This is a genomic window from Stenotrophomonas sp. MMGLT7 (assembly GCF_021168555.1).
Lineage (GTDB): Bacteria > Pseudomonadota > Gammaproteobacteria > Xanthomonadales > Xanthomonadaceae > MMGLT7.
The window spans coordinates 18903-31189 of the sequence record NZ_JAJOZS010000023.1; the positions used below are offsets into that span (position 1 = coordinate 18903).

Genomic DNA, 12287 nt, shown 5'->3' on the forward strand with positions numbered 1-12287 from the left:
CGCGGGATGGGAATGCAGCAATCACGACGGCTCGTTGATGGAGCCAGCACAACAGGTCGGGGGACAACAGCGTGTGTTGATGCGCTTCACACAGGCATTGCCTGGCTGAAGGCTTCAGCGTGCATGCGCAGGAATCACGTCATGCATGCGCCCTGCGATGCTGGAATCTAATCGGCCCCGCTGTCAGCCATCGCATCGAAACCGACCGTAGTCCCCGCACTACCGTCCGCAAGAAACCCAGGATCGAACGATTGCCAGCTCAAGTGGCGTGGCTCACGGCCGGAAGATTGAACGCGTCTCCCGCGCAGGCGGGAATCCAGTGCCTGTGCCTTGAAAGGTGGAGCTACCGGGAGATTGCGTAGCCGGCTGTTTCCATCGCTCAAGTCGCTGGGTCCCGCCTGCGCGGGGACGACAGGCACACGGATGGCGAACCACGATCCGTGTCCCGCGATAGCCAATGAGATCGTAAGACTCCTGCGACAAGGCCTTGCCGGCCAGGCAAGAAAACTCCCCCGGACAGTGGTGCGCGGAGGGGGGGGCCCAGCGACTTCGGGCCTGTGTCGCGACAAGGCACTGGGTCCGCACTTTCGCGGGGGGCGATAACGGGAAGCCGGTGGAAACACGCGGCGCTAATCGGGTGCGGGAATGCCGTGCTGGAACGCTGCAGGCGCTTGCCTGTCCCGATGCAGGCTCCGGCTAATGATGGTGTCGCCGCGTGCCGGCCCGCATGCCGTTCCTGGCCAGCAGCGCGTCCAGCACACGCCGCGCATAGGCCTGGTCGCGGTGATCGGCGCGCGCCAGGATCTCGCCGGCCAGGCGGGTGAACTGCGGCCAGAACTGCGCCGGATCGCGCAGGTGCTCGCACCAGGGCGGCAGCATCCGCGCCATGTGCCGCAGTTCGGCGTCGAGCTGCGCGCGCCGGTTCACGACGCGGCCCTCGGCCAGCGCACCCGCACGTGGTGCTCGCCGCCATCGTCCAGCAGGCGGAAGGCGAAACCCTCGCGGTCACTGCCGTCCACCTGCAGCGACGCCGCCCCGCCGGCGTCCGCATCGACCTGCTCGACCTCGATCCGGTACGTGCTGGTGCCGAATCGATAGCGCAGCGCGTAGCCGGGCCAGTCGGCCGGCAGGCAGGGGCGCAGCGCCAGGGTGTCGCCGTCGCGCTGCAGGCCGAGCAGCGATTCGGTCAGCAGCCGGTACATCCAGCCGGCCGAGCCGGTGTACCAGGTCCAGCCGCCGCGGCCGACATGCGGGGCCACGCCATAGACGTCGGCCGCCAGCACGTAGGGCTCGACCTTGTAGCGCGCCACCTCGTCCACGTCGCGGGCATGGTTGATCGGATTGATCATCCGCGCCAGCTCCCAGGCATGCGCGGCGTCGCCCAGCTGCGCGAACGCCATCGCCGCCCACACCGCGGCATGGGTGTACTGCCCGCCGTTCTCGCGCACGCCGGGCACGTAGCCGGCGATGTAGCCCGGATCGCGGTAGTCGTCGCCCTTGCCGGCGCGGTCGAACGGCGGCTCCAGCAGCTGCACCAGCCCGGCCTCGTGCCTGACCAGGTGCCGGTCCAGCGAGGCCATCGCCTGCCGTGCGCGTTCCGGGTCGCCGGCGCCGGACAGCACCGACCAGCTCTGCGAGATCGAATCGATCCGGCACTCGGCATTGCCCGCCGAGCCCAGCGGGGTGCCGTCGTCGAACCAGGCGCGGCGGTACCACTGACCGTCCCAGGCGTGCGCGTCCAGGTTCTCGCGCAGGCGCTGCGCCGATTGCTCGCAGTAGCCGGCAAAGCCGGCATCGCCGCGCGCGCGGGCCACGACGGCGAACTGCTGCAGCACGTCGAACAGGAAGAAGCCCAGCCACACGCTCTCGCCGCGGCCGTCCTCGCCCACCCGGTTCATGCCGTCGTTCCAGTCGCCGGTGCCGATCAGCGGCAGGCCGCGCTCGCCGAGCAGTTCGCTGCCGCGGCGCAGTGCGCGCACGCAGTGGTCGTACAGCGGCTGCCGCAGCGACGAGGCGACCGGCAGGTCGTAGTAGGACTCCTCGTCGGCATTGACCAGGCGGCCCTCGACATAGCCCACCGGCTCGTCGAGCACGCCGGCATCGCCGGTGGCCTGCAGGTAGCGGCAGGCCGCCAGCGGCAGCCACAGGTAGTCGTCCGAGCAGCGCGTGCGCACGCCGCGGTCCAGCGGCGGATGCCACCAGTGCAGCACGTCGCCCTGCGGAAACTGGTGCGCGGCACTGAGCAGCAGGTGCTCGCGCGCCAGCGCCGGCGCCACGTGCACGACCGCCATCGTGTCCTGCAGCTGGTCGCGGAAGCCGAACGCGCCGCCGGACTGGTAGTAGCCGCTGCGCGCCAGGTAGCGGCAGGCCAGGGTCTGGTACAGCAACCAGCCATTGGCCAGCAGGTCCACGCTGGGATCGGGCGTGGCCACCTGCACGCCGCCGAGCACGTCCAGCCAGTGCGCGCGCACCGCATCGAGCGCGGAATGGGCGGCCTCGCTGCCGCGCACCTGCCGCGCCAGCTGCACGGCCTGCGCGCGGTCCCTGCCGGCGCCGAGCCGGAACGTGGTCTCGAACGCCTGCCCGGGCGCCAGTTCGAACGGCACCTGGATCGCCGCGCACGGGTCCAGGCCGACGCCGAGCCGGCCGGACAGGTGCTCGCGGCGCAGCGCATCGGGATCGCCGAGGTCGCCGTTGCGGCCGAGGAACTCGCCGCGGTCGCCGCTGAAGCTGCACGCATCGGCATCGACGTCGAAGAACGCGGTACGGCCGCCGAACTCGGTGTTGTAGGGGTTGCGCGCCAGTACCGGGCCGTCGTCGCCGTCCATCTCGGTGACAACGTGCATCTGGGTCCTGCCGCGGGTGTCGCCCAGCACCCATTCGACGTAGCCGGTGGCCGAGAGCCTCCGCGGGCGCGTGCCGAGGTTGCGCAGCTTCAGCAGCGAGAATCTGACCGCCGCGTCCAGCGCCACGAACACCCACAGCTCGCTGGCGATGCCGTCCTCGACGTGCTGGTAGACGCTGTAGCCGAAGCCGTGGCGAATGCGGTAGTCGCCGCGGCCGCGGCACGGCAGCGGCGTCGGCGACCAGACCCGGCCGCTGTCCTCGTCGCGCAGGTAGAAGGCCTCGCCGCCGGTGTCCGACACCGGGTCGTTGTGCCAGGGCGTGAGCCGGAACTCGTGCGCGTTCTCGAACCAGGTGTAGCCCGGCGCGCTCTCGCTGAGCACGCAGCCCAGCTGCGCGTTGGCGATGACGTTGGCCCACGGCGCCGGCGTGGCCGCGCCCTCGCGCAGCATGATCACGTACTCGCGGCCATCGGCGGCGAAGGCACCGGTACCGTTGTCGAACAGGCCGGCGCCGGCATCGTCCGCCAGCGTCGCGCCGGCCTCCCGGGCCACTTCCGGCATCGGCTCCGGCGCGGCCGTCCCGGCGGCCGGCACCTGCGGCAGCAGCTCGGCCACGCGCAGTTCCGGCGGCACGTGCCGGCCCACCTGCGCCGCCAGCGTGCCGCGCTGGTCGCTGACGATCACCCGCGCCACCGACAGCAGCAGCACGCGGTCCTCCTGCGAGATGTTCTGCACCGGCCGCACGAAGATCCCGCCGGGGCGCTCGAGCACGTTGGAATCGGCGTCGGTGGAGATCATGCCCAGGATCTGGTCCTGCAGCTGCTGCCGGTAGCCGGCCTGGCTCTCGTTCCAGATCACCAGGTCCGCATGCAGGCCCTTGAGCCGCCAGTAGGCATGCGCCTGCACCATCTGCCGCACCAGCTCGATGTTGTCGACGTCGGCGATCTGCAGCAGCGCGATCGGCAGGTCGCCGGAGATGGCGTGGCCCCACAGCCCGGACTGGCCGCGGCGGTTCTGCAGCAGCACCTCCGGATCGGCGCGCAGGAACGGATGCGCGTACACCATCGCCCCGGCCAGGCGCTCGTACAGCTGCGCGTCGGCCTGCGAGGCGTTGATCTGGCGGCGCACCACCTGGCTCTGGGTCCAGGCCAGGTCGAACACGCGGTCGGCCAGGCGGCGGTCGCGGTACTTGTCGATCAGCGCCGCGCAGGCGGCACGGTCGCTGCCGACGCCGAACACCATGTCGATCACCGCGCTCTGCTCCGGTGCCAGCACGATGCGGCAGCGGATCGCCACGATCGGGTCCAGCACCGAGCCGGCGCTGTCCGACAGCGCGGCGTCGCCCAGCAGTGCCTGCGGCGCGCGCGGGGTGTTGCCGCGGCCGAGGAAGCGCGCACGGTCGGTCTCGTAGGAGATGGCGTCGATGTCGGCGTCGTGCACCGCCACCAGGTGCAGCATCCACGGCGCGACCTCCTCCTGCGAGCGCGGCCGCCGCGTGCACAGCAGCGCCTGCTTGTCGCGCACGATCTCGGTCTGCACGAACAGGTTGCTGAAGGCCGGGTGCATCTCGTCGGCGATCGCCGGCGCCAGCACCACCTCGGCGTAGGTGGTGATCTCGATGGTGCGCGTGTGGCGCGAGCGGTTGCCGATGCGCAGCCGCCGCAGCTCGATGTCGTCCTCGGCGGAGATGGCGATCTCCAGGTGGGTGTCGTAGCCGCGGCGGCGGCCGCGGAACTCGGCGCGGGCGTCGGAGAAGATCGCCTCGTACTGCTCCACCGGCACGCAGGTGGGCTGGTGCGCGGCCGACCAGAAGTCGCCGCTGGCGACGTCGCGCAGGTAGCAGAAGTTGCCCCAGTGGTCGCGGGTGAGGTCCTCGCGCCAGCGCGTGACCGCCATGTCGCGCAGCCGGCTGTAGCCGCCGCCGGCGCTGCTGAGCAGGCCGTGGTAGCGGCCGTTGGACAGCAGCTGCACCGCCGGCCGCGCGGCGCCCGGGTTGCGGAACACGCGCAGCCGCGTCTCGGCCTCGCCCTCGGCCGCGGCGGCGCGCACGCGCGCGGTCTCGGCCGCCTGCGGATGGAAGATGCCGGTGCGCGGGATGCGTTCCTGCAGCAGCAGCAAGGTGGCCTGGAACTGCGCGTCGGCGGCGAAGCGCTTCTGCATCGGCTGGTCGCGCAGCAGGTAGTCCAGCGCCAGGAAGCCCATGCCCTGGTGGTGGGCCATGAACGAGCGCACCACCGCGTGCTCCTGGCCCGGCGGCACCCGCCCGGGGGTGTAGTCGATCGCCTCGTACAGGCCGAAGCGCCCGCCGAAACCCAGCTCGGCCAGCCGCTGCAGGTTCTGGCACGCCGCTTCCGGCGCCACCATCAGCGCCATCACGCTGGCGTAGGGCGCGATCACCAGGTCCTGGTCGAGCCCGCGCTTGAGCCCCAGCCCGGGCACGCCGAAGGCGCGGTACTGGTAGTTCATCCGCGCGTCGACCGCGTTGTAGCCGGACTCGGACACGCCCCACGGCACGCCGTGGCGCGCGCCGTGGGCGATCTGCGCGTTCACCGCATGCCGCGAGGTCTGCTCCAGCAGGGTGTCGGCATAGGCCGGCATCACCAGCTGCGGCATCAGGTACTCGAACATCGAGCCGCTCCACGACAGCAGCGTGGCCTCGCCCTCGACCTCGGTCAGCAGCCGTCCCAGCGCGAACCAGTTCTCCTGCGGCAGCTGGCCCTGGGCGATGGCGACGAAGCTGGCCAGCCGCGCCTCCGAGGCCAGCAGGTCGTAGTAGCCCTGGTCCAGGCGGCGCTCGTCGACGTTGTAGCCGATCGCCAGCAGCCGCCGCGCGCGGTCGTAGAGGAAGTCGTACTCCATCAGCGACAGCTGCCCGGCCACGTGCGCCAGCCGGTGCAGCTGGTGGATGCGCGCGCGGGCACGCGTCGCCGCCTCGCCGCTGCCGCGGCTCGCCAGCTGGCCGAGGTCGGCGATGTCCAGCGGCGAGACCGACGCCAGCGCCGCGTCCCCTTCCGGCTGCAGGAAGCGCAGTTCCGCCAGCGCCGCGCGGCAGGCCTGGTCCAGCGCCTGCGGCCAGTGCGGCTCCTCCGCCTCCGGCAGCCGTTCGTCCGGGGCCGGCGGCGGCGGCCACGCCTGCGCGATCTCCGCTGCCAGCAGCGCCAGCCGCTCCAGCGCGGCCTGCGCATCGGCCAGCGAGCGCGGCGGCACCGCGCGCAGCGCCGCCAGCTGCTCGCCGAATGCCATCAGCGCCGGGTCGATCACCGCGTCGGTGCGCCCCTCGTTGCGCCAGGCGCGGCGCAGCACGCCCAGCGTGTCGCGCAGGCCGGTGAAGGTGCTGGCGCCCAGCAGCGGCGCCTGCGCCAGCGCCAGCAGTCCCTGGCGCAGGGTGAGCAGGTGGCCGGCCAGGTTGCCGCTGTCCACCGTGGACACGTAGTGCGGCGGCAGCGGCTGCAGGGTTTCGGTGTCGTACCAGTTATAGAAGTGGCCACGGTGGCGCGGCAGCGATTCCATCGTCGCCAGCGCCCGCGCGGTGCGGTCGATCACCTCCCCGGCCTGCAGGTAGCCCAGGTCGTAGGCCGCCAGGTTGGCCAGCAGCGACAGCCCCATGTTGGTCGGCGAGGTGCGCCGCGCCACCACCAGGTTGGGATGCTCCTGCACGTTGTCCGGCGGCAGCCAGTGGTCCTCGGCGCGGATGTGCACCTCGAAGAACGCCCAGGTGCGCCGCGCCAGGCGGCCGAGGAAGGCGCGCTGCGAACCGGACAGCAGCGACTGCCGCCGCCGCAGCGGCCATCCCAGCCAGGCCATCAGCGCCGGCGACAGCAGCCACAGCGCCAGCAGCGGCGCGGCCACCCACAGCGCCGCCGGCTGCAGCCGCCACAGCAGCGCCGCCAGCGCCAGCGCGAACAGCGCCGCCGGCGCCATCGCGCGCAGTTCCGCGCCCATCCCGCTGCCCAGGCTGCGCTCGACCTCGCTGGAGGGATTCCACTGCAGCAGACGCCGCCGCGCCGCCATTCGCCACAGCGTGCGCGCGATCGCCGCCAGGCTGTAGAACGCCTCGTACGGCAGGCACGCCAGCACCACCAGCACCCGCTGCAGCTGCCGCGCGGCGGCATGGCCGACCTGCAGCAGGTGGGTGCGCCAGTCCATGTCCAGCGGCTTGCACACCGCCTCGTAGAACGCCGGCAGCAGCACCGGCAACAGCCACAGCGACAGCAGCCAGGCGGTCCACGCCAGCGGCTGCGGCAGCAGCGCCCAGCCCAGCACCAGCAGCGCGGTGGCGGCGGCCGGCACCAGGCTGCGGCGCAGGTTATCCAGCAGCTTGCCGCGCGAAAGCATCGACAGCGTGTTGCGCTCGTGGCCGCCGCCGGCGCGCGGCACCCACGGCAGCAGCCAAGGCAGCAGCTGCCAGTCGCCGCGGATCCAGCGCGCGCGGCGCTTGACGTCGGCGGCGTAGCGCGTCGGATAGTCCTCGAACAGGCGCACGTCGCTGACCAGCCCGGCGCGCGCGTAGCAGCCTTCCAGCAGGTCGTGGCTGAGGATGCGGTCGTCGGGGAGCCGGCCTTCCAGCGCCTGCTCGAACGCATCCACGTCGTAGATGCCCTTGCCCACGAACGAGCCTTCGCCGAACAGGTCCTGGTACACGTCAGAGACCGTGCGCGTGTACGGGTCGATGCCCGGCTCGCTGCCGAACAGGCGCGAATAGTGCGAGCCGCGCCCGCCCATGCTGCTGCCCACGCTCGGCTGCAGGATGCCGTAGCCGCGCGTCACCCGGCGCAGCCGCGGGTCGAAGCGGGCGTGGTTGAGCGGGTGCGCGAGGGTGGCGGCGAACTCGCGCGCCGCATCGCGCGGCAGCCGCGTGTCCGAATCCAGCGTGATCACGTAGCGCACCTGCCGCAGCACCGAGGTGTCGCCGGCGATCTGCATGAAATCCGCCTCCGCGGCGCCCTCGCGCAGGCCGCCGCGCAGCAGCCGGTTGAGCGCGGCCAGCTTGCCGCGCTTGCGCTCGTGGCCGATCCACTTGTTCTCCCCGGCATTCCAGCGGCGCGGCCGGTGCAGCAGGAAGAAACGGTCGCCGCTCTCCGGCGCGTAGCGCTGGTTCAGCGCCTGGATCTGCCGCAGCGCATGCGCCAGCAGCGGCGCGTCGCCGGGCAGGGTTTCGGTGTCGGCATCGAGGAAATCGGTCAGCAGGGCGAAATGCAGGTGGCGGTCGCGGTTGGCCAGGAAGCGCACCTCCAGCCCTTCCACCAGCTCGTCCACCGCCTGCGTGCTGCCGAGCATGCTCGGCACCGCCACCAGCGTGCGCGCGGCAACCGGAATGCCCTTGGAGAAATCCATGCGCGGCAGCGGCCGCGGCGTCACCAGCAGCGTCGCCGCCCAGTTGACCAGGGTGATGCCCATCTCGCTGAAGGCCAGCAGCGCCAATGCGCCCGACAGTCCCCACAGCCAGATCGGTACGCCGTCGCCGGGCAGGCCCTGCCACTGCTGCAACAGGCCCAACGTGGCCAGCACCGCCAGCAGCGCGATCGGCGCCAGGTACAGCGGCAGCGGCACCCGCCGCGGCCGCAGTCGCGGCGGCCCGCGCGCGCCGGCCAGCATCGCCACGGCGTTGCAGGTGTGCGGCAGGCCATCGTCGACCAGGTAGTAGCCGACATGGGTCTGGCCGCCGGCGGCGGCGGTCTGCGCCAGCCTCAGCACGCAGTCCGCCACCTCGGTCTCGCTGACGCCACCGAGCCGGGCGATCTTCTCCACGCCATGGCGGTAGCTGTCGCGGGTGTTGAAGTCCATCTGCGCGTAGATGCCCGCCGGGTCGCCGCGCAGGCGCCGCTCGACCAGGCTGGTGCCTTCGACGAACTCGCGCCAGTCCACGTTGGCGAGCATGCGCAGGCTGCCGATGCTGTTGCTTATGGACACCTGGTCGGCCGCCTGCTGCCGGCTTTCGTCATGCACCAGGTCGTCGATGCGATGGCCGCTGTCGGCCACCCACTGCTCGACCCAAGTCACCGGCATCGCCAGCACCCCGCCGCGGCCGTGCAGCCCGCGGGTCAGCTCGGCGACGAAGGCGCCGGTCAGCGGCGGCGACGAGCGCGCCATGTCGGCGACCACCAGCACCACGCTCTTGGGGTCCTTCGCCGCGGTGGTGTTGAGCCGCTCGGCCCACTCGCTGGCCAGGCGGTGGTCGCGGCCATCGCGCATCACCCGCGCCGCCACCCGCCGCAGGTTCTCGATCAGGCCCAGCCGCAGCATGATCGGGATCGCCCACAGCTCGCCGAGCTTGAGCGGCGTCACCCGCTGGTAGGCGGCGACGAAGCGGCCGATGCTCTCGGCATCGATGCGGCCGTCGCCGTGGGCGATGGCCTCCATCGACAGGTCGTAGACCCGCGGCAGCCCGGCCGATGCGCCGCCGTCCAGCACCGGCAGCTGGCGGCTGTAGCCCTGCGGCAGATGCCGGCGCGCGATGTGGATCTGTTCCTCGACCAGGTAGTAGTTGTCCAGCAGCCACTCGCCGGCCGGGGTGATGCGCACCTCGTCCTGGACCATGCGCGTGAGCAGCGCCAGCGCCTGCGCCAGCACGTCCTCGTTCTGCTTCAGTCGCGCCAGCAGCCGTTCCGGCACCGGGCGCGTGCCCAGCCGGTGCGCACGCGCCAGCGCCTCGCCGTGCAACGCCATCTGCTCGGCACTGAACAATTGCGCCCGCAGCGGCTCCTCGACCGCCGGCCGGCGCTGCGCTTGCCCGCGCGAAGCGACGCGCGCGGCGGAAATACCACGCAGATACCAACGCAGCCATCTGCTGAAAGAGCGCCGAGGGGCAGGCATTTTCGGTTCCTGTCAGGCGTGCGGCGCCTGCGCTGGTTCCAGCATTAGCATCCGGCGGCGAACACCGGCGTGAAACCGCGAACGGGGATGAGGATGGGCGATGTCTTCCCCGGCCGCCAAGCAACCCTCGCGGGAGCGGCGCGGCATAGCGGGTGGACAGCCGGACTCCGGGTTCCTTCGATAGATATCGGCAAGGATCGCTCGCCGTGTTGAAAGCGACCGCCCCTGCGCGGCGTTCACATCCTTTCCCCGACGTCATCCCTGCGGAAGCGCAGTAATGTCCGGAGAAAAAAGCTGGACCGGACAACTGTCGGCCGGAGTGGTGTGGCTCGCATTCGGAATAGTGAATCCGTCGCTCCCGCGCAGAGCCTGCCCCGGCGAAGGCGGGGCGGGAGCCCATGGACTTTGCTTCGAACTGCACGGACGTCCCTGGATCTCCGCCTTCGCGCACTGCTATCCGGGGAAAACTCCGGTCGTCGCTCCCGCGCAAGCGGGAGCCCATGGACGTTGCCTCGGTCTGCGCGGAAGTCCTTGGATCCCTGCTTTCGCGGGGATGACGAGAAGTGGGAATGACGAGAAGTAGGGATGACGAGAAGCAAGGCTCAGTGCGCAAGCCTCGGTCCGAGTTCCGAGGGTACCCTGGCACGCCGAGAGCCTTGCGTTCCAGACACTCGGTATTCCAACGATGAAACTTCCCCGGACTGCAGTGCGCTTTCGCGGGAATAACGAGAAGTGATGACGAGAAGCAAGGTCCAGCGCGCAAGCCACATCCTGGGTTACAAGGACACGCAACCCGGAAGGGCGCCGGACCTCAGCCTCGAACGCGCCTGCCGGCCGACGGTGCCGGCATCCACTCGTCCTGCGGCTGCGCTTGCGGCGCCGGCTCCCAGCCGAACACGCTGCGCCCGCCGTACCGATGCGAGTCGAGCCGCTCCTGCGCGATGTACTCCTCCACCGACGGCCCGCTGGCCGTGGCCTCAAGCCGCCGCGCCTGCGCATCCAGCCGGCGGATCGCCTCCAGTTTCTCCTCGTTGCCCAGCCTGGCCTGCGCCAGCGCCGTCTTGAGCACGCCGATGGTCTGGTCCAGCACCAGGGTCGGCACCGGGAACGGATGCCGGTCCTTGCCGCCATGCGCCAGCGAGAAGCGCGCCGGATCGCTGAACCGGCACGGCGTGCCGTGCAGTACCTCGGCCACCATCGCCAGCGACCGCACCGTGCGCGCCCCCACGCCCGGTACCTGCAGCAGTTCGGCGAAGTCCTGCGGCCCGCACTCGGCCGCCGCCGCCAGCGCGCCGTGCAGCCGGCGCACCACCACGTCCTGCCTGCGCACGTCGTGGTGATCGGCCATCGACAGGTGCGGCTGGCCGTGCGGATGCCAGGGCTGCAACTCCGGCGCCGGGTCGGTCGCGGGCACGCCGCCGAACAGGTCGCCGGTCACCGGCATGGCCTCCACCGCTGCAGGCGCCGGGCCGTGCCTCGCCCCGCCATCGCGGCGTGGCGCCCGGCTTCGATCCAGCGAATGAGCAGTCCTGTCCCGGGCGTCTTCCTGCGCCGCCTCCAGCTTCACGAACTCCCGCGCGATCGCCTCCGGCGCCAGTTGCCGCAGCAGTTCCACCTGCGCCTCGCGCGCGGCCGCGGCGCGGTGGTCGGCCAGGTTGACGATGCGTCCCTGCCCCGGCCCGTCGATGGCCGCGTGCGGCGCATCGACGAAGCTCTCCAGCCCTTCCGACAGCCAGTGGTAGCGGCGCGCCTGCTTGCGGGCGCCGTTCATACCCTGCTGCACCACCACCCAGCGGCCATCGTCGCTGACGATGAAGCCGTGCAGGTACAGGTCGAAGCCATCCTGCACCGCCGCACTGTCCACCTTGGCCACCAGCCGGCTGGCGCGCGCCAGCGCCGCACCGTCGATGCCGGTGAGTTCGCCCACCGCCAGCAGTTCGTCCGGCGTGGCCCGCGAATGGCGCCCGCGGCCGCCGCAGACATGGATGCCCAGTTCGCCGGCCAGCGGCGCCAGCCCGCGCTTGAGCGCGCCGATCACGCTGGTGGTGATGCCGGAGGAATGCCAGTCCATCCCCATCACCGCGCCGAACGACTGGAACCAGAACGGATGCGCCAGCCGCCGCAGCAGTTCGTCGCGGCCATAGGCATGCACGATCGCCTGGCACATCACCGCGCCCAGCCGGGTCATGCGCTGGCCCAGCCACGCCGGCACGCGCCCGCCATGCAGGGGAAGATCGGCACTGCCGCCGCGTCGGCTCATCGGGAAACTCCGCAATACATGGCGCACATGATCGCGCAGGCGCATCTCAGCCTGCGAGATGCGGATGAATCGCTCAGGCCGGCCCGACGCGGCCGGCGTGCGGCGCACCCGGGTTCCATCGGCACCGGGCATGGCTCGCACGCGCCAACCAGGCCGCCGATCCCGCCAGGCCGCCATTCCCGCTGTCGCGCACTGGTGTCCGATCGTCGCTCCCGCGCGTGGGGCTGGGTCAGCCTTGGAGCCTGTCCGCGGTCTCAGGACGGATACGGCAGGTGCCGGTCGGTCGTCGTGGCTCGGCAATGGCACTAAGCGAGAGTCACCTGTAGGAGCGACTTCAGTCGCGATGGGGCGTTACCGGTAACGCCCCA

At 71.5% G+C, this 12287-nt stretch carries 3 protein-coding genes; all 3 read right to left on the reverse strand.

The genetic code is table 11. The features are described 5' to 3' along the window. Window positions 1-696: 696 nt before the first annotated feature. The 3 genes from LRX76_RS17985 to LRX76_RS17995 all read right to left on the reverse strand — a co-directional run bounded on the left by LRX76_RS17985 (window position 697) and on the right by LRX76_RS17995 (window position 11919). Entirely contained in the window at window positions 697-927 is a 231-nt protein-coding gene (locus tag LRX76_RS17985) for a hypothetical protein (protein ID WP_231807007.1), read from the reverse strand. Then, on the reverse strand, window positions 924-9512 hold the full coding sequence (locus LRX76_RS17990) for a glycoside hydrolase family 94 protein (RefSeq protein ID WP_231807009.1): 8589 nt from the start codon (window positions 9510-9512) through the stop codon (window positions 924-926). The genes LRX76_RS17985 and LRX76_RS17990 overlap by 4 nt, the downstream gene beginning before the upstream one ends. Before the next feature lie 958 nt (window positions 9513-10470). After that, window positions 10471-11919: a DUF763 domain-containing protein gene (locus LRX76_RS17995; RefSeq protein ID WP_231807008.1), complete on the reverse strand. Its 1449-nt coding sequence runs from the start codon at window positions 11917-11919 to the stop codon at window positions 10471-10473. Window positions 11920-12287: the final 368 nt, after the last annotated feature.

What these genes read in the sequence shown, in the direction of transcription:
- LRX76_RS17990 (WP_231807009.1), bottom strand. Translation starts at nt 9,512, where the DNA reads ATGGCGTTGCACGGCGAGGCGCTGGCGCGTGCGCACCGGCTGGGCACG.
- LRX76_RS17995 (WP_231807008.1), bottom strand. Translation starts at nt 11,919, where the DNA reads ATGAGCCGACGCGGCGGCAGTGCCGATCTTCCCCTGCATGGCGGGCGC.